This is a genomic window from Intrasporangium oryzae NRRL B-24470, from assembly GCF_000576595.1.
Lineage (GTDB): Bacteria > Actinomycetota > Actinomycetes > Actinomycetales > Dermatophilaceae > Intrasporangium_C > Intrasporangium_C oryzae.
This window is the reverse complement of record NZ_AWSA01000038.1, coordinates 22,284-44,942: the sequence shown is the minus strand read 5'-3', so window position 1 is coordinate 44,942 and position 22,659 is coordinate 22,284. Positions and strand designations below refer to the sequence as shown.

The window sequence follows — 22,659 nt, the reverse complement described above, 5'->3', positions numbered from 1 at the left end:
CAACTATGTCGTGGAATCAGACACTGTCACCCCGACCAGCGTTTCTGCAGGTCAAAGGCCCTCTGCCAATCACAGGCAGAGGGCCTTTGCCGTGCCTGAGGGACGATCCGGAGTGGCTATGGATTCTCGTTTCCCGCCTCTAATTGTCCGCGTCACGCAACCTGTGCGCCACGATTCCTGGTCGGCCGGGTTGCCTGTGTGGTCACGCACGAGGGCATCCCCGTCGTCTCGCGCGCCGCTTCGCGCCGGTAGAGACTCGGTGGCACGCCGACCAGCTCGCTGAAGCGGGTGCTGAAGGTGCCGAGCGAGGAGCAGCCCACCGCAGAACAGACCTCGGTCACGCTGAGGTCGCCCCGCCGCAGCAGAGCCATTGCTCGCTCGATGCGCCGGGTCATCAGATAGGAGTAGGGCGACTCGCCATAGGCGGCCCGGAACGCACGGCTCAGCTGCCCGGCGGGCATGTCCACGCCGCGGGCGAGTGCCTCGACGTCAAGCGGCTGCGCGTGCTCCCGGTCGATCCGGTCACGAACGCGGCGCAGCTGCGAAAGGTCCCGCAAGCTGATGGGCTGCCGTTCCCGGGCGGGTGTCCGCTGCTGCACGAGGACGGCGCGCATCCGATGGGAGTCCACACACATCAGACATCTCCTGTTGCCGTGACGAGAACACATCCGTCGGGATGACGGCGGCCAAGAACTGCCTGCCGATGGGGACAAGGTCGGCGAGGCGACGAGCGCCCGCGGCCCAGGAGCGCAACGAAGGTGGTCGCAGGTCTGGTCTGCGGGCGGGTGGGAGACTCGGCGCCCCGTGCGAGGAGGCTCGCTGCCGGGCCTCCGTTCCATTGAGGCCCCAGGTTCACAAACGGTCTTGCACCCGAGCGGCCTCCCATGCGAACCCGTCGGGGTCGGTGAAGGAGGCGGCGTCGCTGCCGATGACGATCCGGTGTGACCCGCTGCCCTCTGGGGAGACGCCAGCGTCCTTGGCCGCCGCGCGCCTGCCGTAGAGCGCCAGTTTGACGGCTGACGCTGGGGCCTCGAACTCGACGTACTTGCTGCCGAAGCTCTTCGCCACGGCCAGGCCGTGGTCGACGTAGAACTGCTTGCTCGCTTTCACGTTCGCCACTCCAAGCAGGAGCACGATGTCGTCGACCTGTCGGGTGAACGGGCCGATGTCCTTCTTCGTCGAGGTGGCGACCTTCCAGATCGTGCCGTCCGGGGCCTGCACCACGCCGCCGTAGCCCCAGAAGCCCTTCTTGGCCGGCTTCAGCGTCGTGGCACCGGCCTCGAGGGCCGTGCCGATCAGGCTGTCGACGGTGCTCGGTTGGGACACCACGAGCGACATCGTGAAACCACGGAAGCCGGTCGTCGGTTCGTCCGAGGCGCACACGGCTACCCGTGGGCCGAGCTCGAATGCGTTGGCGTAGAACACGTCCGCGGCTTTGGGGTCGGGAACCTGCAGCGTGACGCCCTCGATGGCGGCCATCTCAGCGCACCTCCTGGATCCGGATCAGGTTGCCGGCGGGGTCGCGGAACGCGCAGTCGCGGATCCCGTACGGCTGCTCGGTCGGCTCCTGCACGACCTCGGCGTCGCCGGCCTGCAGCCGGTCGAAGGTCTCGTCGAGATTCTTGGCGGCGAGCAAGATCCAGCCATAGGTGCCCTTGGCCATCATCTCGGTGATGACGCGCCGCTCATCCTCGTTGATGCCGGGGTCGACGGCGGGGGGCGCCAGCAGGATGGAGGTTCCGGGCTGCTCGGGCGGACCGACCGTGATCCAGCGCATCGTGCCGCTACCCACATCGCTGCGGACCTCGAAGCCGAGCACGTCTCGGTAGAACGTCAGGGATTCCTCCGGGTCGGTGTGCGGCAGAAAACTGGTGTGAATGGTGAGGTTCATGGCGCTGACGATAAGCGTGCGCGCTTGACCTGTGCTTCTCGATTCCTGACCCATCTCGCGTCCTCTTCCACCCGACCGGATCGGACGGTCGGGTGGAACTCCCGACGCTGGAGTGCCACCCGCCGTGGGACTCCACGACAGCAGGGCCCGCCGGCATCATCCACCGCACGGACAGGTGCCCGGGACCACACTGTGGTCCCGGGCACCTGCTGACCGGTCCGACTCGTCAGGTGGGGCCGGGCCGGTCGCGACCCTCCGGTTTCGGTTCGCTCGCCGGCGTGCCGTCCGAACACCTCCGATGGGTTCGTGACCTGCTTGCCATCACCCCTTGGCCATCACGACGTCTTCTGGAGGTCCGAACTCCCGACCTGGCGGGTTCACGATCAACCGATGGTCAGCGCACGTCGTAGGCGCGCGTGATGGTCTGCAGCACCGTGGCTCCGTTGGCGTCGGTGAGCTCGACCCGCAGGCTGACCTGCTTGCCGGACTGACCGGTGTGGTCCACGACGAGGTTCGCACCGGTGGAGGTGAGGTCCGTCGTGCCTTGAACCCACGTCGTTCCGTTGTCGGTCGACGTCCACACCTTCGCCGCGACGATGGCGCCGGAATCGTAGCCGGGGTTGACCTGGACGCGGGCCGGAATCGTGATCGACCCTGCCGCGACCGTCTTGAGGCCGTCGGCCGGCAGGTCGAGGCGCGGCATGAGCATCGGCAGCGCGCGGCTGTACACGTCGGGCTCCTCGTGCGAGCGGAACGACCACGTGGTGTCGGTCGCTGCCGATCGCTTCCAGTACCGGAAGTTCGAGCTGGTGGCCTTCTCCACGTGCAGCGTCAGGTCATACCTGGCGTCGTCCGACGGGACGCTGAACACGCCGAACGGGTCAAGGCTCGACCCGATCTGGACCCCGTCGCGCTTGAGCGTGAGGTTGCCCAGGTCGCCAAAGCTGCCCTGGTCGGCATAGTGGTCCGCGCTGTCGCCCCAGACCATCGGGGCAACACCGATGAGGGTGCCCTGACGCTCGCCGATCATCTGCGGCTTGCCGTTGCCATCGGTGCGCAGGGCCGGGGCGAGGGACCCGCCGTACCACGCGTCGTTGACCTCCTGGCCCGGGGTGAACGTGCGCCACTTGTCGGCCATGACCTCAGCGAAACCGAAGCTCGACTGGATCGCCTTGTACCACTGGCTGCCGTCGTCGGCTGGGAAGTACTCGGTCCGGCTGCTCGGCGTGGCCATCCAGTCGGCGCCCAGCGAGAAGGCCACGGTGCTCGGGCGCTGGACCGCGGTCTGCTCGAGCATGTCGGTCGCGACACCCATGCTCGCGTAGCTCGCGTTGATGTGGCCGAGTGATGCATCGGTCACGTCGTGCTTCTGGGCAGTGACGAGCTGGCCGTCGTTGTAGAAGCCGAGCGTGTAGGCGTACGGCGTCTTGCTCTGCGCCGACCACGTGAGGGTGGACGGACCGGCCGCGAGCTCGGCGGCAAGCGCAGCACCCTCACCACTGGGAAGGGTGTAGGTCGGCACCTGAGCGGCGGACGTGGAGCTGGACGTCGCGAGCCACGTGCCGGGGTCGTCGCGGTAGAGCAGCAGCGCCTTGGCGCCGCCGGTCTTGGCGAGAGAGGCAATCGAGAAGTCGCTGGCACCGATCGCGACGTGGGCCACCGCGACCTTGCCCGTGACGACGACGTTCTTGAAGTCGGTCGTGGTGCCGGCCCCGACCGAGACCACGTCGGCGGAACCGTCGCCATTGAGGTTGCCCAGGCCGAGCTTGGCCGACAGCGGGTGCAGGGCCAACCCGCCGGAGGTCGTCATCGAGGAGACGGGGGGCGCGACCAGCCGGCTGTAGTCACCGAACTCGAACGAGCCGTCGCCCTTGGCCACCTTGCCGTCGACCTGAGCAAAGAACTGCTTGGTGCCGGCGGTGGCCCCAATGGACCCGGCGTAGTACCGGTTCGTGGGCCACAGCCGCTCGAAGGTCATCACCGTCGTACGGAGCTCGCTGCGCTGCTCGGTCGAGACCGTGAGCGGGTACGCCTGGCGGGCGTCGAGGACGATCGTCGTGTCCTTGTCGATCGTCACCTCCGGACGGGCCAGGTAGGTCATCGACTGTGCCGCCGCCCTGCTGTTCGCGGCCGTACCCGGCGTGGGCGTGGTCACGAACGAGCTGAGGAAGTACCTGCCCGGGCGGAGGGTGTAGGTCTGCTCCTTGCCGCCGATGGTTCGGTTGTCGCCCTTCGAGGTGTCGGTGTTGACCATGGCGATCGACGACGAGCCCGTGGCGGGGTTGCCGTTGCGGTCGATGACGGACACCTTGACCGTCACCGCGGGGGCGGTGGCGTAGAGGTTGAACGCGGTCGAGACCCGCTGGTTGCCACCGGTCGCGAGGATCCGGGCGGTGATGTCACCGAGTGCGCTGTCGGGGATGTTCGCCCCGAGCTGCACCGTGATCGGGATGTCCGCGGTGCCGTGCGCCGGGACGACGACGTGCTGCGGGGTCCGGATGAGCGGCGTGTTGATCGGGCGGTTGTCGTTGCCGAGGACCTTCTCGACGGACAGGCGCAGGTCGATGGCCGCGTTGCCGCGGTTGGTGTACCTGAGCGTGCTGGGGGCGTACGCGTGCGTCTGCGGGTAGTCGAAGGCACCGCCGTAGACGGTCGACTGGCCCACGACGGTCTGGGAGAGCATCCGCGCGACGTCGAGGCGGCCGGCGCCGACCTCCTGTGCGCCTCCGGCCACGGTCGGGTCGGCCGACGAGGTGAGAAGCTGCTTGAGCTGGGCACCGGTGAGGGACGGGTTCTCCTCCTTGGCGATGGCCGCCGCGCCGGCGACGTGCGGGGTCGCCATCGAGGTGCCGGACATCGTCCGGTACGCGTACAGGCCCCGTCCGCCGGCGTTGGCAGCGAGGATGTCGACGCCGGGTGCGGCGATCTCGGGCTTGGTGAGGTGGCTGGTGCTGACCGGGCCGCGGCTCGAGAAGTAGGCCGTCGCGTCTGTCGAGTCGACCGCGCCGACGGTGAGGGCCGAGGTGGCGCAGCCCGGGCTGGAGACCGTGTTCTGGCCGGAGCCCATGTTGCCCGCCGCGATGACGAACAGGCTGTTGCTGGAGGCCGACAGCGTGTTGACGGCCTGGGCGATCGGGTCGTCGCAGGCCGTCGCGGGCGTCGGGGCGCCGAGGCTCATGGAGACGACGTCGGCCTTGTTGTCCACGGCCCACTGCATGCCGGCGATGATGTCCGAGTCGAACCCGGACCCGGAGTCACCGAGGACCTTGCCGATGAGCAGCTTGGCACCCGAGGCCACGCCGCGCTCCTTGCCGCCGCTCGCAGCTCCCGTGCCGGCGATCGTCGACGCCACGTGGGTGCCGTGGCCGACGAGGTCGTTCGTCCCGTTCGGGGAACGGGTGAAGTCCCTCTTGTCCTTGATCCGGCCCGCGAGGTCGGGGTGGTCCGCATCGACACCGGTGTCGAGCACGGCCACCGTGCTGCCCTCGCCGTCGAGGCCGGCCTGCCAGGCCGCCGGGGCGCCGATCTGCGCGGTCGAGTCCGCCATCGTGGCGCGCACGGGACGGTCGAGCCACAGCTTGGCCAGGCCGCTGCCGGCGGCCGAGACCGCGTCGGTCAGGTCTGCCCAGGCAGCCTGGGCGTCCGACTTGTCCACGGCATACGCCAGCGAGTTGACCGAGTCGAGAGCGGTGGTCTCGCCGGCGCCGGGCGGCGCGGGGGTCGTGTCGGAGACGGTGCGGCTGTCCTTGTCGTACTGGGCGATGACCCGGATCGAGTCCGAGTGGGCGTCGTCGACGCCCTGCGCGACCAGGCCGGTCACGTTGAACAGCTCCTTGTCGACGATGCCCGCGGCGAAGGCCTGGGCGGTCGACGCCGGGAAGACGTACAGGTTGTCTCCGTCGCGGAGCGTCTGGTACTCGCCGACGTTGCCGTCAGCGCCCGGCAGGACCTCGGCGACGGGCTGGCCGTCGGTCGTGCGGGTGACCCGGACCTTGTCGCCCGTGATGAGCGTGACGGTTGCCGAACGCTGGGTCTGCACTGCGGCGGCCGACCCGACGATGGGCTTCGCAGTGTCGGCCGCGGAGGCGGTCGAGGCTCCGATGACTGAGGGGGCTAGTGCGGTCGCGGCGATGGCGAGAGCGCCAGCGGACGCGAAGGTGGAGCGACGCCATGTGCGGCGCATTGGACCTCCAGGAAGACACCCGGGGAGAGGGCCCCGGGGTGGGGGATGGCGTGGAAGGGACCGTCCACGGGCGCTGCCGGCCTGAGGTGCGAGGCCCGGAGCTAGCAAGCAGGATGTCAACCGGGGTCGGCTCGCGTAAGCCGTCCCGACGGGCGGAGAATCGACATGTCGTGTTCTCGACAACCCGGTGCCCGGCGCCCCGCGGTGGACCGGTGTGGAAAGGGAGTGGCCCGTGGCCCTGGAGGTCGATCTCAGCGCCATCGGCCTGACGGAGGTGCAGGAGCGCGACTACCACTCCCTCGTCGTCGAGGGTGGGGGAACCGCGGAGGCGCTCGCGAACCGATGGGGGCGGCCCGTGGGGGCGGTCGACCGGAGTCTCGCCTCGCTGCGCGACCTGGGACTCGTCGAGGTGGCAACGATCGGCCGCGACGCTCCCCGTTGGTTCCCCACGGCCCCGGACGTCGCGCTGCGCGGACTCCTCAACACCAGGCAGCATGCACTGTCCCTCGCAGAGACGTCAGTGGCTCGGCTCACCGAGATCTTCCGCCGCGACCTCCACCATGCTGACGTCGGCGACCTCGTCGAGGTCGTCCTGGGGACCGAAGCCGTCGGCGCCCGTTTCCTGCAGCTGGAGCTCAGCGCGCGGGAAGAGGTCTGCGCCTTTGTCGACGCCAGTCCGGTCGCCGTGAACCCCGAGGACAACCGGGCCGAGGAGCAGGCGCTCCATCGTGGGGTGACGTTCCGTGTCGTCATGGAGCGAGCGGCCTTCGAGGACGAGGCCACCGTGGCCGAGGCGCGCGAGGCCCTCGGCGCCAGCGTTCTCTTGCGCGCAGTCGAACGCGTCCCCACCAAGCTGCTCGTGACGGACGGCACTGTGGCCATGGCGCCGCTCTCAGTCCGCGGCTACGACGCGGCCGCCGTCGTCATCCGGGCTCGGAGCCTCGTCCAGTCGCTGGTGACGCTGTTCGAGTCGGTCTGGTCGTCCGGCATCCCCGTCGTCCCCGACGCCCAAGGCGGGCTCGTCGATGGTTCTGCTGCCGGACCGGACGCGCTCGACGTCGCGCTGCTGTCCCTCGTGCTGAGCGGGCTCACCGATGACGCCGTGGGCAAGCAGCTGGGGATGAGCGGACGGACCGTGCAACGCCGGCTTCGCGCGCTCATGGACTACACCGGGTCCACGTCCCGTATGCAGCTGGGCTGGGAGGCGTCCGAGCGCGGTTGGGTGACCCGTCGGCCCCTGGACAGCAAAGGCACCCCGGGCGTAGGGAGCTAGAGCGTCGACACGAACGCCGTCGTCAGCCGTTCAGGGCCAGCGCCTCGGCAACCAGTGCCCGCACGTCGGCCTCTGGCAGGTCCCCATCCTCGGGGAAGTCGATGGCGCGGACGCTCTTGCTGTTCAGGCGAGCGTTGAAAAGCTTCGTCGGGTCGTCCAGGTAGGCGCCCTTCGGGAACGTCAGCCTCACGGCGTTCTTCAGCATCTCGCCGATACAGATGATGCCGTTGGAGGACCACACCGGAACTCCCTCCGGCCTCGAGGGCTTCTTCCACTTCACGTCCTCGTCGATGGCCGGGCCGGCGGCCAGAACGATCCGGCGGAGTTGTGACAACATCTCACCTCGCCAGTCATCCGCGATGCGGATGATGGCATCGACTTCCTCGTTGGCGTGTCCCATCACATGACTCCGTTCCTGCCGCATGCCACGTCGCAACCAGATCTCTCCAGAGGTCCCGCCCGAAGGTCAGCTGAAGATATCCAACAGTGCGAGCTTCTTGAACCCCGCCGACTGAGGTCAGCGCGTTCCGAGCATCGTGGTCGTCCCGGTGACGTGGGCGCCCAGGAACGACACCCTGACGTCACTGGCGGTGACCGTGGCGGGCGCCACCGTCAGACCGACGCGGGGTGCCATGTCCATCGTGCAAGCCGCTGTCTTGGGCGCAGCGAACGTGACGGTCAACGTCCCTGCGCTCTTGGAGGAGACGGACCCCACGGTGGGCGGGCAGGTCGACGATCCCCAGGTGACGAACGCGAAGCTGCCCTGGGGGACGTCCGAGGCTTGTGGCGATGTCTCCACCCATCCGGCGCTCGGGGTGTTCTCACCGGCGGGGGCCGGCGCGGCGGAGAGCGCGCTGAGCGTGAGGGTGCCCCCGAGCGCACCGGTGCCGACGATCTGGACAGCCTTGGTCACATCCACGCCGGAGGGCAACGGAACGTACGACGCCCGCGGCCCGAAGTCCGAGGTGCACGGCGTCGTGGCCGTCGGCTCCGTGAAAGCGACCGTGACGGTCTGTCCGCTCGCCGTGATGTGCCCGGCCTGGGGGACGCAGGTCGAACTGCCCATGCTCACGACAGCGACGCCATGACCGGCATCGAGCCAGGCTGCACCCGCGAGCGCGGTCGCGGCCGCCGATGTGGATGATGCGGCCGATTCGGAAGACGTGGCCGATGCCGCGCCCGGCGACGACGTCCCGCAGCCCGCCAGCAAGAGCAGTGCCACAGGGAGGCCCGCCAGTGCGCCGCCCATGGCCGGTCGAGATCGTGGCATTCGAGTCTCCTTCTCCCGCTGGCCACCATATAGGCTGGAGATTCGACAGTCTGAACGTTCGTCGAAACGTCACACCCGACGACAGAGGGCATGCGGATCCCCTTGTCGGGACCTGCCGCCGTTGTCGAGGTCGAGGCCGGGGTCCAGCCCTCGGCCCGTGGAACTCTCGACCTCGCCGGGGGGGAGACCAGGAGCCCGCGTTCCGTCAGTGGACGACGTCGAAGACGTTCAGCTGGACTCCGTTGGCGTAGGCCTCGTGCTCGACCAGTCGGAGCTTCCGTGCGTCTTTGTCGCTGGCGCTGAACAGTCGCTTGCCTGCACCGAGCAGCAGCGGGAAGACGAGCAGGTGGTACCGATCGATCAGGCCGGCGTCGGACAGGCCCTGCGTCAGCGACGCGCTGCCATGGACGATGATCGGGCCGCCGTCGGTCTCCTTCAGGGCGGCGACGTCGTCGAGCGAGCGCAGAACGGTCGTCTCGCCCCAGTTCGACACCAGGTCGTCCTCGGCGAGGGTGGTCGAGACCACGTACTTGGGCATCACGTTGTAGTCGGCGAACTCCTCCATGGTCGGCCACACGGGGCTGAACGCCTGGTAGCTGACCCGGCCGAGCAGCATCGCAGTGGCGTCCTGCTGCTCTCGGCCCTTGATGTCATAGGCCTCGGGCAGGAAGTCGACGTCTTTGAACGTCCAACCCGAGTTGCGGTATCCCGGCTCCCCGCCGGGGGCCTCCACGACGCCGTCGACCGAGATGAAGGCGGTACTGATAAGGGAACGCATGTGAGGTGTCCTTTGGAGTTGAGGCAGTTGTCGATGGGTCAGCAGGGCCGTCCCAACGCATCCCATCGTCGCGCTGAGGCGGCAGTCGTCGAGCCTTTAGGCAACTGCGTACCGTCCTCGCAGTTCGGAGTGGTGGTAGGGGGCCGTCCCGCTGGCGGCCCGAGGCGACGTGGCCCGGCCCGGTCAGGGGCTGGCCGCCGGCTGCCGAGCCGCGGCCAGGCGTTCCACGGTGTCGGGGTGCGTGGCGAACAGGACGTACTCGATCCGGGGCGGCTGGACGTCGGCGATGTTGACCTCGGCCAGGCGCAGCTGCATCGCGGCGAACTCGGCCGGGTCGCCGGTCAGCCGGAGCGCATGCTGGTCGGCACGGGCCTCGACCCGACGAGAGACGACGTTCTGCGCAGGGCTGCTGACGAGGCCCACCACCGCCATCACCGCGAGCACCAGCCCGATCGCGCTCGGTGAGCCGATCGAGTCGACCCCGGCCCGGTGGAGCAGGGCATCCCACTGCCCGACCAGGTAGAGCCCCACGACGGCGGCCGCGGCGCCGATCGCCCCGAGCAGCGTGCCCACCTCCGGGTCGCGGTCCTTCGCGTGGCCCAGCTCGTGCGCAACGACACTGCGCACCTCACCCGGACGCGCTTCGCGGACCAGGGTGTCGTAGACCACGACCCGCCGGGTGGCGCCGAAGCCGGACACGTAGGCGTTGAGCCCGGCGGTCCGCCGCGACGCGTCCGCGACCAGGACCTCCCCCACCTGTATGCCGTCCCGTGCCGCCATCCTGACGAGCTCGTCACGCAGTGGCCCCGGCTGCATGCCCGTGAACCTGTTGAACACCGGCTCGACGAGGACGGGGAAGACGAAGGACAGCAGCACCACGAGGCCTGCGGCACCCACGGCTCCGAAGGCCCACCACCAGACCGGTGCGAGATGGGTCAGGGTGTAGAACCCGGCGAGCACCACAGCCCCGGTCACCGCGCCGACTGCGCCGCCCTTGAGCAGGTCGACCGCCCACCCGCCCCAGCCCTGGGTGGACAGCCCATAGTCGCGCAGCACGGTGTGGCGCCACGCACTGAACGGCAGGGACACCACCCACACCATCATGAGGACGACCAGGCCGCCGAACACGGCCTCGGCGAGCCAGTGCCCGCCGAACGGCTGGGCCACCCAGCCGACGATCCGGGCGCCGGCCGGGGTGAGCCCGAGCAGCAAAGGCACCACCAGGCCGAGCAGCAGAGAGCCGTAGGAGCTGGGGCGCAGCGCGGCGTGCAGTGCCCGACCTCTCGCGACCATGCCGGCCGGCAGGTCACGCAGCACCGCCGAGCACTCGGCGCGGGTCGGGGTGGGCCCCCGCCAGGGCACCAGCACGATCGCCGCGACGGTCAGCGCGACACCGAGCGCGCCGAGCGCCGCCAGGGCCCACCACGTCGGGGTCACGCCCGCCCCTCCCTGACCTTGCCGTTCGGGAATCCCTCGCGCGCCACGGATCTCCCAGGTCGATGGGCACGAGGGCAGCCGCGGTCGGTGGTCATGCCCGCAGTATCCGCCCAGGACGACGTGGGATCCCGGTTCCGGGCGCAGTGATCCCGACACGTCGGCGAGTCCACTCAGGGACGGATCCGTGGCGTACCTGATTCCCGATGGAGCGGGCCTGTTCCTACCGTGCTCTTATGCGAGCGAGAAGCCTGATTGACGCACACCGGGTGCCCTGGGTCCTTGCGGCCTGCGCGGCTCTCCTGGTGGGCTGGATCGCCGTCCTGGGCGCCACGCTGGGCACCTCTGCGACGGTGCGACATTGGGACGTCAGCTGGATCGGCCTCGACATCCTCGAGGTCGTCGGGCTGCTCGCCACGACGGTGTTGATGCGGCTACGGGCGGCCGCCGTGGCCCAGGTGGCGCCGATGACGGCGATGGTGTTCCTCGTCGACGCGTGGTTCGACGTCACCCTCAGCCAGCCGGGCTGGGCGTATGCCGGCGCGCTCCTCAGCGCGGCCGTCATCGAGATCCCGCTGGCGGCGTTGTGCCTCCTCATCGGTTGGCGCTCCTCGAAAGGTCCGACGGGGACGACAGCCGACAGGCCTACCGCCGGACCTCGCGGTGAGAGCCGTCGAGCCGCCGCGTCCAGCCCCGCGCATCCAGGTGCTCGAGCAGCGGGATGACGACCCGACGGGTGGAGCCGAGCGCCTGCCGGGCATCGCTCGTCGTGAACGGCTGAGGCAGCGCGGCAAGCGTGCGCATGGCGAGGGCCGGGGCCTTGGGCAGGAGCAGGACGTCATCGGGCAGCCGGAGGACCCGCCCGAGGCGCGCAGCGGCGGCGATCTCGCGCGGACCCAGCCCGGCCGCCTCGAGCTCGCGCGCCTCCGGCGCCGCGAACGGCTCCACCGCGAGCCGTGCCTCGATCGCCTGCAGACCTGCTTCCGCTCGGTCACCGAGCGAGGGCGTCACGCCGACGAGCCCGACGCGGCCGGCCAGGACCTCTGCACCAGCGGACGTGGCGACCTCCGCCACGAGGTCGCGGTCGGGGATGCCCGCAACGGCTCGTGCCGCCTCGAGGGTCAGCGTGGGGTCGAGCGGGTCGTCGGCTGCGCGCCGTCGCAGGGCGCCGACGAGAGCCTCGCCCCAACCCGCCCACGTGGTTCGGTTGACCAGCCAGTCGCCGTGACGACCGATGAACTGGCTTGTGGCGCTCAGCTTTTCGTCGACATCGATCCCCAGCCCTCGAGCCTCGGCGACCCGCATCGCACCGCGTCGGTCGACCTCGTGCACGAGGTCCGGACCGCCGGTGTACGTGCCGAGCTCCTCCCCCCGCCGCGCTGCCGCGCCCCTGCGCCGCAGGACGGGCGGGTCCGTGTCCACGACGAGAACCCCGGAGAGCACCCGCTGGGCCCCGGGGTCCCTGAGGATGGCCCGGTCCCCCGCACGGAGGGGCAGCGGTTCGCGCAGGGTGAGCCGGGCCGCGTCTCCCGAGAGCGGGCGAACGCGGGCCTCGACCGCGACGGTGCCGACGTGGACCATCGCGTGCGTGGGCAGCGCGCTCTGCGGCATACCGAGGCGCACGTCCACGGTCGCGGTGGGGACCCACGCGCCCGGGCTCAGCAGCACGTCGCCCCGGGCGACCTCGTCCGTCCCGATGCCGCGAAGGTTGACGGCCACGCGCGCGACCGCGGGCACGGTGTCACGAGCCCGCTCGAGGGACTGGAGCCCGCGGACCGTCACCGAGCGGCCTGCGACCTCGAGATGGTCACCGACCCGGATGGTCCCCTCGCCGAGGGTGCCGGTGACGACGGTGCCGCTGCCCCGGATCGTGAACGCGCGGTCGACCCACAGCCTCAGGCGACCGTCCGTCGCCGGCCGGGGCAGCCGCGCGACGAGACGGTCGAGAGCGGCGCGCAGCAGGGGTATGCCGTCCCCCGTCCTCGCCGAGACCGCCACCGCCTCGCACCGGCCGAGGCTCGAACCCGCGAGCCGCTCCCCCGCGTCGTCCAGGGCCGCGGCCGGATCGGCGAGGTCGCTGCGCGTGACGACGAGCAGGCCGTGCTCGATGCCCAGCGCGTCGACCGCGGCCAGGTGCTCTGTCGACTGCCGGCGCCACCCCTCGTCGGCCGCCACGACGAAGACGACGGCTGGGGCGGGCCCGAGTCCGGCCAGCATGTTGCCGATGAAGCGCTGGTGGCCGGGCACGTCGACGAAGGCGAGCTCCTCACCGGAGTCGAGAGTCGTCCAGGCGTAGCCGAGGTCGATGGTCATGCCGCGCCGACGCTCCTGCTCCCAACGGTCGGGCTCGATGCCGGTCAGGGCGCGGACGAGGGCCGACTTGCCGTGGTCGACGTGGCCCGCGGTGGCGACGACGTGCACCGGTCAGATCCCGTCGGCCAGGGCGGCCCGGATCGCTGCCTCGAGCCGGTCGTCCTGCTCGGGTGGGACGCAGCGGAGGTCGACGAGACAGCGGCCGCGCTCGACCCTCGCGACGACGCACGGGTCCCCGCGCCGGAGACCGGCGGCACACCGCTCGGGCAGCTCGACCGCGCAGCCCGGGAGCTCGAGACCCGGTGCACCCCCGCCGCCGACGCGGCCGACCACGTCGACGACCTTGCGCCCCAGAGCTGCCGCCAGCGCCTCCGTGCGCCGTCGCGCCTCGGCGGGGTCGGCGTGGAGGTATGCCGTGACCGGCGTCCGTGGGCCGCGGACCGTCGCCTCCAGCGCGGCCAGCGTGAGCTTGTCGACCCGGAGCGCCCGGGCGAGAGGGTGCCTCCTGAGCCGCTCGACCGTGGCGGCCTCGCCGAGGATGATGCCCGCCTGCGGGCCGCCGAGGAGCTTGTCGCCGCTCGCCGTCACGATCGTCGCCCCGTCGGTCAGGGCCGTCGTGGCGTCCGGCTCGACGGGCAGGAGCGGGTCGGGGTGGAGCAGCCCGCTGCCGATGTCCATGACGACCGGCCGGCCCAGCGTCGACAGCTCCGCGACGCCGACCGACGAGGTGAAGCCCTCGACGCGGAAGTTGCTCGGGTGGACCTTGAGGATGCACCCGGTCTCAGGGCCGACGGCGGCCCGGTAGTCGGCGAGGGTGGTCCGGTTGGTCGTCCCGACCTCCCGGAGCCGGGCACCGGTCGACTCGATGAGGTCGGGGAGGCGGAACCCGTCGCCGATCTCGACCATCTCCCCGCGGCTCACGACGACCTCGCGCCCGGCGGCGAGCGCGGTCGTGGCGAGGACGAGTGCCGCCGCGCCGTTGTTGACGACGAGGGCACCCCCTGCAGCGGGGACGGCGTCGAGCAGGGCCGCGATCGTGCCGCGGCCGCGGCGAGCCCGGGCGCCGGTTTCGGCGTCGTACTCCACGTCGACGTAGCCGGCGGCGAGCGAGAGCGCCTCGATCGCCCCTGCTGACAAGGGGGCCCGCCCGATGTTGGTGTGGACGACGACCCCCGTCGCGTTGATGACCGCCCGCAGGCTCGTGGGCCGGCGGGGCAGCGCGGCCTCGGCCGCTGCGGGGACCTCCTCCGGGGTGATCCGGCCATCGCGCGCCTGCTGCTGGGCCTCGGTGACGGCGGCCCGGACGACCCGCTCGCCATGGCGGGTCGCCGCCTCGACGAGCGCCGGGAGGGCGAGGAGCGCGTCGGTGCGCGGGATCCGGCGGCGAGCGTCCTGGTCGGGCACCTCGTCGGTCACCTCGTCCGCCTCCTCCGTCCACGGTCCGCCGGGTCCGTCCCCGGGTCCTTCGTCGCGATGCACGAGCCACGTGTGGCGGAGGTGGACGGGAATCGAACCCGCCAGACCGAGATGCTCGGTCTCACCGGTTTTGAAGACCGGGGGGACCACCAGGAGCCCAGACACCTCCAGGGCCCAACGTACCCGGCGGGGGGTGACTGACAACGCCGGGCGCCCGCGCGGGCACGTCACGAGGCTGAGCGGCATACAGTCGAGCCATGCCTGACGCGCCCCGGCTCACCCAGCTCGCCCACGGCGGAGGGTGCGCCTGCAAGATCCCGCCCGGTGAGCTCGAGGAGATGGTCCGCGGGCTGACGGGCGTCGTCTCCCCCGACCTGCTCGTCGGGCTCGACGACGGCGACGACGCCGCGGCGGTCCGGATCCAGGACGGTCTCGCGGTCCTCGCGACGGCCGACTTCTTCACGCCGGTCGTCGACGACCCGTACGACTGGGGCCGCATCGCCGCCGCCAACGCCCTCTCCGACATCTACGCCATGGGCGGGCGGCCGGTCGTCGCGGTCAACCTCCTCGGGTGGCCGCGCGAGGTGCTGCCACGCGAGCTGGCGCAGGAGGTCCTGCGCGGGGGGATGGACGTGGCGCGACAGGCCTCGTGCCTCGTCGCCGGCGGCCACAGCATCGACGACCCCGAGCCGAAGTACGGGATGGCCGTGACCGGCCTCGGCGACCCGGATCGCCTGCTGCGCAACGACGCCGCCCGGGCCGGCCTGCCGATCAGCCTGACCAAGCCGCTCGGAGTCGGCGTGCTCAACAACCGGCACAAGGCGACGGGCGAGGTCTTCGACCATGCCGTCGAGTCCATGGCGAGCCTCAACGACACCGCGGCTGCCGCGGCGCTTGCGGCCGGGGTCCGGGCCGCGACCGACGTGACGGGGTTCGGGCTGCTCGGCCACCTCTACAAGATGGCGCGGGCCTCCGGCGTCACCGCCGCCGTCGACTCTGCAGCGGTTCCGTACCTGGACGGGGCCAGGTCCTCGCTCGCGCAGGGGTTCGTCCCGGGCGGGAGCCGCCGCAACCTCGCCTGGGTGCGACCACACCTCGAGGCGCGCGTGGACGAGGACGAGCTGATCCTGCTCGCCGATGCCCAGACGAGCGGCGGTCTGCTCGTCGCGGGCGAGATCCCCGGTGCGACGGTCGTCGGGGAGTTCGTGCCGCGCGAGGCGAGCACGGTCCTCGTGCACTGACGGCAGCCCACAGAGCGCAGCCCCTGCCCGACGGGTGGGGCAGGCGCTGCGGGCTCGAGAGGTGGCGCGCCGGCTCAGGCGCGCGCGGCGGTCTCCGCCACCCGAGCGCGCGGACTGGGTGCCTTGGTGACGATCGGGAGGAGGAGGGACACGAGCGTGATGATGCCGATGACGGTGAACCCGAGCGTGTACGCCTTCTGGTCGCCGATCAGCGAGGCGATGAGGATCGGGCCGACGATGCCCCCGATGCTCCAGCCGATCAGCATCAGGCCGTAGATGGCCCCGACGTTCTTCACCCCGAAGAACGTCCCGGCCGTGGAGGGCATCGTGCCGAACCCACCGCCGTAGCAGGTGTAGACGAGGGCTGCGAGCACCGCGAACAACACGGCGTTGGACGCGTGCGGGATGAGCAGGAGGCACACCCCCTGGATCCCGAGGATCCCGAGGAAGGCGGGCATCTTGCCGATGAGGTCGGACAGCCAGCCCCAGAGGATCCGGCCTCCGCCGTTGAAGACGGCAAGGAGGCCCACGAGGGTGGCGGCGGCGGTCTTGGAGTAGCCAGCCACGTCCGTGGCGGTGCCGGCCGCGACCGCGATGAGCGAGATGCCGGCCGTGACGCTCATGGTGAGGATGCCCGTCAGGAGGTACCACTGCCTCGTGTGAAGGGCCTCGTTCGCGGTGAAGTCGGCGCTCGCGACCGGCTCGTCTGCCGTCGCATCGCGCGTCGCGGTCGAGGGCGACGCGACGGCTCCGTAGCCCGCCGGCGGGTTGCGGAAGACCGACGTGCCGACGAGCAGCGCCACGAGATAGGCGATGCCGAGCCAGAGGAAGGCCTTCGTCGGCACGCTCGGGGTCTGGTCGATGAGGGCCTGCCCCACCGGTGCGGTGATGACGGCGCCGAACCCGAAACCTGCGACCGCGATGCCGGTGATGAGGCCCGGGCGATCGGGGAACCACTTCTGCAGCATGGCGATCGGCACGATGTAGACCATGCCGAGGCCGAAGCCGCCGATGACGCCGTAGCCGAGGGCGAGGAGCCAGAGGGAGGAGTCAGTTCTCGCGAACGAGGCGAGGATGACCCCGATGCTGTAGATGATGCCGCCGACCATCGCGACGGTCCGCGGACCGCGGGCGTCCTGGATCCGCCCGCCGACGAAGCTCCCGACGAAGATCATTCCGATGACCACGCTGAACGGGATCGCGGCCTCCGTCTTCGACCAGCCGAACGCCTCCTTGCTTTGCAGCGCCTTGGCGAACACGCTCCACGCGTAGACCGACCCGATGGACAGCTGGACGAGGATGGCGCACCCCAGGATCAACCAGCGGTTGCCGGTTGGTCCCGCGTCGCCGGTCGCGTCGGGTGCCACGCTGCGGCGGGTATCGCTCATGTCGAACCTCCCTGGAGAGCCGGCATATCAGTGGACCGGCTGGTGGTGATGGAGCCCCCCGACGCGCCCGCGGCGCGGCGCCCCTCGAGCCGCTGCTTCTGCGGCTCGACGGTCTGGCGCGGGTCCTTGGCGGACTCGATCCCGGCTTCGAAGACGCCGAACCGGGTGCAGGCCGAACCCGCCAGGAGCGCAAGGCCGCTCAGGGCCGCTCCGGTGCGCTTGTGCCCGAAGAGGACGGCACCCACCGCACCTCCGACCGTCAGGAGCTTGCTCACCCTGAGCAAGGCGCCCGCCCTGCCCTCGTGGAGCGGCGCGGAGAGCGTCGGGCCGAGCGTGCGCTGCATCCGCTCGAAGGCCACGACCTCGGCCGCAGCGCTCACCGCAGCGAGCTTCCGCGCGGGACCGTTCTCGGCCGTGGGCGCCGCGAGCAGGGCCAGGCCGGACGCCGCCGCGTTGGCCGAGCTGACGAAAACGAAGGGCAGCTCGCGGTAGGACTCGTGCCAGGTCGGGCTGGCGGTGTCGCTCAGCAGCACAGCGGTGTATGCGGCGAGCGGCGGCGCGAAGAGGGCCGACCCGACGGTGGCCGGCGGCTCCACGACGCGCAGGAGCTTGGCGAGGAAGGAGTCGCGGTCGAGCACGCTCCGCCCGACCTCGGCTGCGAGCGCCGTGCCGGCGAAGCCGCTGAACGCCGTGAGGATCCAGGAGCCCACCGACATGGGCGAGGTCAGCTTGACCGTGCGCATCATGTTGAGGGCCCGGCTCGGCTTGCCGAGGTCCTTGGCGAGCGCGGCCCCACCGAGGGCTGCCGCCCCGACGGCCGTGACCCGTCCGATCCGCCGCAGGCTCGACAGCCCGGCCGCTGCACCCCCGGCGCCGATGAGGGCCGAGCCGGCGGCGACACCGCCGAGGAAGAGGTAGGAGGGGATCTCCTTCTTCCACGGAGCGGGCTTGACGACCTGGTGACCGTAATAGCTCTGGAACTCGGCGTCCGGGACCATGATCGACTCGTCGCGACGCCGCCGGCGGACATCCCCGCCGCCCCCGCGACGGCCACTGCGAGGCAGCTCCGGCGGGCGGTCGGCGTCGAGCGGGTTCGTCGTCATCTGCGTCTCCCCAGGAATGCGGCGGCGGCCATGCCGAGCATCGTCAGGCCGGCGATCCCCGCCTTGCGGAACATGTCGGGCAGGTCGGCGGTGGTCACCTTCGGGTCCGGGGGCAAGCCGTAGACCTCCGGCTCGTCGAGGAGCAGGAAGACCGACCCGGTGCCCCCGACACCATCGGTGGGGTCCGCGCCGTAGAGGCGGGCCTCGGTGTAGCCGTTGGCGTGGAGCGTGTCGACCCGTTGCTGGGCGACCTCGCGCAGCTCGTCGAGGTCGCCGAACCTGATCGAGGTCGTCGGGCAGGCCTGCGCGCACGCCGGGGTCTGGCCGGCGCCGAGTCGGTCGTAGCAGAGCGTGCACTTCTGGGCGATCCCGGAGTTCTTGACGGTGGCATCGCCATCGCGCCGCTCGATCACGCCGAACGGGCACGCCGCCACGCAGTAGCCGCAGCCGTTGCACACGTCGTCCTGGACGACGACGGTCCCGAACTCGGTGCGGAAGAGAGCGCCGGTCGGGCACACGTCGAGGCACGCCGCATGGGTGCAGTGCTTGCAGACGTCCGACGACATGAGCCAGCGGAAGTCGGGGACCGTTCCGGCAGCAGCCGCCTCGCTCGCCAGGGCGACGGCGTCGCCGTCGGTCATCGCCCCCGGGCCGGCCGCGCCGTGCCCGTTGGAACCCGCCAGCGCGGGAGCCGGCGCGGTGTCGGGGAGCCCGACGGCCGGCATACCGAGGTCGACGAGTCGCCGCCCCGACTCGCGGGCCTGCGCGATGCGCTCACCCGACTGCTCGATGAAGGCCACGTGACGCCACGTGCTCGCACCGAGGGATCCGGTGTTGTCGTAGGACGTGCCGAGGAGGCTGAGGCCGTCCTCGGGGATCGCGTTCCACTCCTTGCAGGCCACCTCGCAGGCCTTGCACCCGATGCAGATCGAGGTGTCGGTGAAGAAGCCCTTCCGTGGCGGCGGCGCCTCCCACGCGGCGTCGGCCACCGGGTCGGTCGGCCCCGAGAGCTGGTTCCTCCAGAAGCTCATCGGCTCTCCTCCTCAGGCGGGGTGACGAGGACGTTGCCCGTCATCACGGTCGACCCGGCCCGCGACTGGTACTCCTCGACGAGCCGGAGCAGCGCCTCTCCCTGCGGCCGACGCCCGGCCACGATGTCGCACGAGCCCGCCTTCGACTCCTGGATCTGGACGTTGGGGTCGAGCGCCACGCCGAGGAGGTCGTTGGCCGCGTCGCCCGACACGAGGGCCTCCTTGCCGACACCCCAGTGGTACGGCAGCCCGACCTGGTGGATCGTGTGACCGCCGACCACCAAGGGCGTCATCCGCTCGGTCACGAGGACCCGGGCCTCGATGGCAGTGCGGGCCGAGACGATCGTGGCCCAGCCGCCGTTCTCGAGGCCGCGCTCGGCAGCCAGCTCCGGCGAGACCTCGCAGAAGAACTCCGGCTGGAGCTCGGCAAGGTACGGGAGCCACCGGCTCATGCCTCCGGCCGTGTGGTGCTCGGTGAGGCGGTAGGTCGTGAAGACGAACGGGTAGACCTCCGAACCGCGCTCACCTCCCGAGGGGCTCCACAGGTTGTCCTTGCGCGGGAACACCTTCCGGGCCGGGTTGGACTGCTGCCCGTAGAGCGGGTTGCGGACGGGCGACTCCTGCGGCTCGTAGTGCGTCGGGAGCGGCCCGTCGAGCATCCCCTTGGGCGTGAAGAGCCAGCCCTTGCCGTCGGCCTGCATGACGAACGGGTCGTCGCCAGCCAGTCCTGCCGGGCCACCGGTGCCGGGCTCGGGGCGGTAGGTGGGCGCCTTGTCGGGCACGAAGTCCGGCACGTCGTGCCCGGTCCACCTGCCCTGCTCCTCGTCCCACCAGACGTACTTCTTGCGCTCGCTCCACGGCTTGCCGTCGGGGTCTGCCGAGGCGCGGTTGTAGAGGATGCGGCGGTTGGCAGGCCACGCCCAGCCCCACTCGAGCGCGGTGAGATCCTGCTCGCGGCCCGGCTTGCGGTTCGCCGCATGGTTGACGCCGTCGGCATAGACACCGGTGTAGATCCAGCAGCCACCCTCGGTGGAGCCGTCGGCCTTCATCTCGGTGTAGGACGACAGGGGCTGGCCCGCCTTGTCGCCGGTGAGGTGGCGGCCGTTGATCTCGGCCAGGACCGCCTCGGCGTCCGGCTCACCGTGCCCGTCGGTGGGGTAGTCCCACGTGAGGTCGAGGAGCGGGCGGTCGCGCTCGTCGGTCGAGTCGGCGAGCAGCTCGCGCACCCGGCGACCGAGCTCGTAGAAGAACTGGAGCTCGCTCTGGCAGTCGCCCGGAGGCTGCACCGCCTGGTGGTGCCACTGGAGCATCCGCTGGGTCTGCGTGAACGAACCACTCTTCTCGGTGTGTGCGGCAGCCGGGAGGAAGAAGACCTCGGTCTCGATGTCCTCGGTGACGAGCTCGCCCGAGACGATCTCCGGGCCGTCCTTCCAGAAGGTCGCGGACTCGATCATGTTGAAGTCGCGTACGACGAGCCACTTGAGGTGCGACATGGCGCGGCGCTGCATCCGGCCGTGGGCGGACCCGACGGCCGGGTTCTGCCCGAGGAGGAAGTACCCCTCGACCTCGCCGTCGAGCATCGCCATCGTCGTCTGGTAGGTGCCGTGAGCTCCGGAAAGGCGCGGCAGGTAGTCGAAGCGCCAGTTGTTCTCGGCTGTCGCAGCCTTGCCCCACCACGCCTTGAGCAGGCTCACGGCATACGTGTCGGCGTTGGCCCAGAAGCCCTTCTGCTCCTTGTTGGCGATCGCGCCGAGGTATGCCTCCCAGGTGTCGTGCAGGCCGGCCACCGGCATCGCGAGGTAGCCCGGGAGGAGGTTGTAGAGCGTCGGGATGTCGGTCGAGCCCTGGATGCTCGCGTGGCCGCGCAGCGCCATGATGCCGCCGCCCGGGCGGCCCATGTTGCCGAGGAGCAGCTGCACGATCGCCGCCGTGCGGATGAACTGGGCGCCGAGGGTGTGCTGGGTCCAGCCGACGGCGTAGACGAAGGCGGTGGTCCGCTCCCGCCCGCTGTTCTCGGTGACGGCCTCCGCGAGGTAGTGGAAGTCGTCGACGGAGATGCCGCAGGCGTCGGCGACCATCTCCGGGGTGTACCGGGAGTAGTGCCGCTTGAGGATCTGGAAGACGGTGTTCGGGTCCTGGAGCGTCTCGTCCCGCAGGACGCGGGCGTGCTCGAGGGCCGGTCCGCCGGAACCGTGCTGCTCGCCGGCAGATCGCTCGGACTCGGTCTGGCCGTGCTCGTGCACGGCCGCCGGCCCCCCGATGGTGCCGGGTGACTCGTCGCCCTCGCCGTCGGCGCTGGCGTAGGCCCACGTGTCCTGCTTGTAGCTGCCCTTCTCGTCGTCGTAGCCCGAGAAGAGACCGTCGAGGTCCTCGGTGTCCTGGAACTCCGGGCTGACGAGGGTCGCGGCGTTGGTGTACGCGACGACGTACTCCTTGAAGTACAGCTCGTTGCTGATGATGTGGTTGATGAGCGCGCCGAGCAGCACGACGTCACTGCCGGCGCGGATCGGGATGTGCTTGTCGGCGGTGGCGGACGTCCGCGTGAAGCGCGGGTCGATGTGGATGACCCTGGCGCCCTTGAGCCGCGCCTCCATCACCCACTGGTAGGCGACCGGATGGCACTCGGCCATGTTGGATCCCTGGATGACGATGCAGTCGGCGTTGGACAGGTCCTGCACGAACTGCGTGGCGCCGCCGCGCCCGAACGAGGACCCCAGACTGGGGACCGTGGAGGAGTGTCAAATACGGGCCTGGTTCTCGATCTGGATCGCGCCTGCGGCGGTGAAGAGCTTCTTGATGAGGTAGTTCTCCTCGTTGTCCAGCGTCGCTCCGCCGAGGGACGCGATGGCCATGGTGCGGCGCAGCGGACGTCCGTGCTCGTCGTGGTCCTGCCACGTGCGCCGACGGGTGTCGACGAAGCGCTGGGCGATCATCTCGACGGCCTTAGACAGCTCGATCGGCTCCCAGTCGGCGGCGCCGGGTCGGCGGTAGAGCGCCTTGCGCTGGCGGCCGGGGCTGTTGACGAGCTGCTCGCTCGCGGACCCCTTGGGGCAGAGCCGCCCTCGCGATACGGGCGAGTCGGGGTCGCCCTCGATCTGCACGACGCGCTCGTCCTTGACGAAGACCCGCTGACCGCAGCCGACGGCGCAGTAGGGGCAGACGCTCTGGACGACGCGGTCGGCCGTCACGGTGCGGGGCGTGAGCTCGCGGGTCCGCTTCGAGGTCACCGACGGGCCGCGCCCGAGGAAGTCGCCGCTGCGCACCTGCCTGACGACCGGCCAGGACAGGAAGGTCTGCTTCGGGTCCATCGCTGACACCTTCCCGGAGAAGAAGTGACT

Annotated in this window: 17 protein-coding genes and 1 tRNA gene; 3 read left to right on the top strand and 15 right to left on the bottom strand. The window is 70.8% G+C overall.

What is annotated here, in order from left to right:
• Positions 1-152: 152 nt before the first annotated feature.
• From N865_RS15845 to N865_RS15830, 4 genes are all read right to left on the bottom strand, one after another.
• Entirely contained in the window at positions 153-614 is a 462-nt protein-coding gene (locus tag N865_RS15845; RefSeq protein ID WP_051510729.1) for a helix-turn-helix transcriptional regulator, read from the bottom strand.
• Between the two features lie 238 nt (positions 615-852).
• The gene (locus tag N865_RS15840) at positions 853-1,479 is read right to left on the bottom strand and encodes a VOC family protein (protein ID WP_034807958.1); all 627 of its coding nucleotides are present in this window, start codon (positions 1,477-1,479) and stop codon (positions 853-855) included.
• A gap of 1 nt (position 1,480) precedes the next feature.
• Positions 1,481-1,891, bottom strand: a complete 411-nt coding sequence (locus tag N865_RS15835; RefSeq protein WP_034807955.1) for a VOC family protein — start codon at positions 1,889-1,891, stop codon at positions 1,481-1,483.
• A gap of 394 nt (positions 1,892-2,285) precedes the next feature.
• Entirely contained in the window at positions 2,286-5,930 is a 3,645-nt protein-coding gene (locus N865_RS15830) for a S8 family peptidase (protein WP_169735758.1), read from the bottom strand.
• A 376-nt stretch (positions 5,931-6,306) separates the two neighbouring features.
• Between N865_RS15830 and N865_RS15825 the strand changes: the two genes are divergently transcribed.
• Positions 6,307-7,347, top strand: a complete 1,041-nt coding sequence (locus N865_RS15825; protein WP_051510727.1) for a helix-turn-helix domain-containing protein — start codon at positions 6,307-6,309, stop codon at positions 7,345-7,347.
• A gap of 22 nt (positions 7,348-7,369) precedes the next feature.
• Here the strand turns inward: N865_RS15825 and N865_RS15820 are convergent, their stop codons facing one another.
• The 4 genes from N865_RS15820 to N865_RS15805 form a co-directional block, all read right to left on the bottom strand.
• Positions 7,370-7,747, bottom strand: coding sequence for a DUF1801 domain-containing protein (locus tag N865_RS15820; protein ID WP_034807950.1), 378 nt, complete (start codon positions 7,745-7,747; stop codon positions 7,370-7,372).
• A 117-nt stretch (positions 7,748-7,864) separates the two neighbouring features.
• A complete protein-coding gene (locus N865_RS15815) occupies positions 7,865-8,596 on the bottom strand; it encodes a hypothetical protein (RefSeq protein ID WP_051510723.1) in 732 nt (243 codons plus the stop codon).
• A gap of 226 nt (positions 8,597-8,822) precedes the next feature.
• On the bottom strand, positions 8,823-9,395 hold the full coding sequence (locus N865_RS15810) for a dihydrofolate reductase family protein (protein ID WP_034807948.1): 573 nt from the start codon (positions 9,393-9,395) through the stop codon (positions 8,823-8,825).
• Positions 9,396-9,578: 183 nt separating this feature from the next.
• Positions 9,579-10,832, bottom strand: a complete 1,254-nt coding sequence (locus tag N865_RS15805) for a M48 family metallopeptidase (RefSeq protein ID WP_034807947.1) — start codon at positions 10,830-10,832, stop codon at positions 9,579-9,581.
• Between the two features lie 266 nt (positions 10,833-11,098).
• Here N865_RS15805 and N865_RS22805 point away from each other — a divergent pair, with 266 nt between their 5' ends.
• Positions 11,099-11,554 carry a hypothetical protein gene (locus N865_RS22805; protein ID WP_157557731.1) on the top strand — a complete coding sequence of 152 codons (456 nt, stop codon included), beginning with the start codon at positions 11,099-11,101 and terminating at the stop codon, positions 11,552-11,554.
• Here the strand turns inward: N865_RS22805 and selB are convergent.
• From selB to N865_RS15785, 3 genes are all read right to left on the bottom strand, one after another.
• Positions 11,475-13,250 (bottom strand): selenocysteine-specific translation elongation factor, encoded by a 1,776-nt coding sequence (gene selB, locus N865_RS15795; RefSeq protein WP_034807945.1) that lies wholly within the window; start codon positions 13,248-13,250, stop codon positions 11,475-11,477. The genes N865_RS22805 and selB overlap by 80 nt on opposite strands.
• Positions 13,251-13,253: 3 nt before the next feature.
• Complete coding sequence (selA, locus tag N865_RS15790; protein WP_245603797.1) at positions 13,254-14,558, bottom strand: L-seryl-tRNA(Sec) selenium transferase; 1,305 nt, start codon at positions 14,556-14,558, stop codon at positions 13,254-13,256.
• Positions 14,559-14,631: 73 nt separating this feature from the next.
• A tRNA-Sec gene (locus N865_RS15785) sits at positions 14,632-14,727 on the bottom strand.
• An 88-nt stretch (positions 14,728-14,815) separates the two neighbouring features.
• On the opposite strand from N865_RS15785, the gene selD reads away from it, so the two are divergent.
• Positions 14,816-15,799 (top strand): selenide, water dikinase SelD, encoded by a 984-nt coding sequence (selD, locus tag N865_RS15780; protein ID WP_034807944.1) that lies wholly within the window; start codon positions 14,816-14,818, stop codon positions 15,797-15,799.
• Positions 15,800-15,873: 74 nt separating this feature from the next.
• Here selD and N865_RS15775 read toward each other — a convergent pair whose 3' ends face one another.
• Genes N865_RS15775 through fdh form a run of 4 tightly spaced genes read right to left on the bottom strand, consistent with a single transcriptional unit; the run spans position 15,874 to position 22,629 of the window.
• Complete coding sequence (locus N865_RS15775; protein WP_034807942.1) at positions 15,874-17,187, bottom strand: L-lactate MFS transporter; 1,314 nt, start codon at positions 17,185-17,187, stop codon at positions 15,874-15,876.
• A complete protein-coding gene (gene nrfD / locus N865_RS15770; RefSeq protein ID WP_034807940.1) occupies positions 17,184-18,290 on the bottom strand; it encodes an NrfD/PsrC family molybdoenzyme membrane anchor subunit in 1,107 nt (368 codons plus the stop codon). Before nrfD ends, N865_RS15775 begins: the two co-directional genes overlap by 4 nt.
• Positions 18,287-19,321: a 4Fe-4S dicluster domain-containing protein gene (locus N865_RS15765; RefSeq protein WP_034807938.1), complete on the bottom strand. Its 1,035-nt coding sequence runs from the start codon at positions 19,319-19,321 to the stop codon at positions 18,287-18,289. Before N865_RS15765 ends, nrfD begins: the two co-directional genes overlap by 4 nt.
• Positions 19,318-22,629, bottom strand: a complete 3,312-nt coding sequence (gene fdh / locus N865_RS15760; RefSeq protein WP_245603796.1) for a formate dehydrogenase — start codon at positions 22,627-22,629, stop codon at positions 19,318-19,320. Before fdh ends, N865_RS15765 begins: the two co-directional genes overlap by 4 nt.
• Between the last annotated feature and the right edge of the window lie 30 nt (positions 22,630-22,659).

What these genes read in the sequence shown, in the direction of transcription:
- N865_RS15815 (WP_051510723.1), bottom strand. Translation starts at nt 8,596, where the DNA reads ATGGGCGGCGCACTGGCGGGCCTCCCTGTGGCACTGCTCTTGCTGGCG.
- N865_RS15840 (WP_034807958.1), bottom strand. Translation starts at nt 1,479, where the DNA reads ATGGCCGCCATCGAGGGCGTCACGCTGCAGGTTCCCGACCCCAAAGCC.
- N865_RS15835 (WP_034807955.1), bottom strand. Translation starts at nt 1,891, where the DNA reads ATGAACCTCACCATTCACACCAGTTTTCTGCCGCACACCGACCCGGAG.
- N865_RS15820 (WP_034807950.1), bottom strand. Translation starts at nt 7,747, where the DNA reads ATGGGACACGCCAACGAGGAAGTCGATGCCATCATCCGCATCGCGGAT.
- N865_RS15765 (WP_034807938.1), bottom strand. Translation starts at nt 19,321, where the DNA reads ATGAGCTTCTGGAGGAACCAGCTCTCGGGGCCGACCGACCCGGTGGCC.
- N865_RS15775 (WP_034807942.1), bottom strand. Translation starts at nt 17,187, where the DNA reads ATGAGCGATACCCGCCGCAGCGTGGCACCCGACGCGACCGGCGACGCG.
- selD (WP_034807944.1), top strand. Translation starts at nt 14,816, where the DNA reads ATGCCTGACGCGCCCCGGCTCACCCAGCTCGCCCACGGCGGAGGGTGC.
- N865_RS15845 (WP_051510729.1), bottom strand. Translation starts at nt 614, where the DNA reads ATGCGCGCCGTCCTCGTGCAGCAGCGGACACCCGCCCGGGAACGGCAG.
- N865_RS15810 (WP_034807948.1), bottom strand. Translation starts at nt 9,395, where the DNA reads ATGCGTTCCCTTATCAGTACCGCCTTCATCTCGGTCGACGGCGTCGTG.
- nrfD (WP_034807940.1), bottom strand. Translation starts at nt 18,290, where the DNA reads ATGACGACGAACCCGCTCGACGCCGACCGCCCGCCGGAGCTGCCTCGC.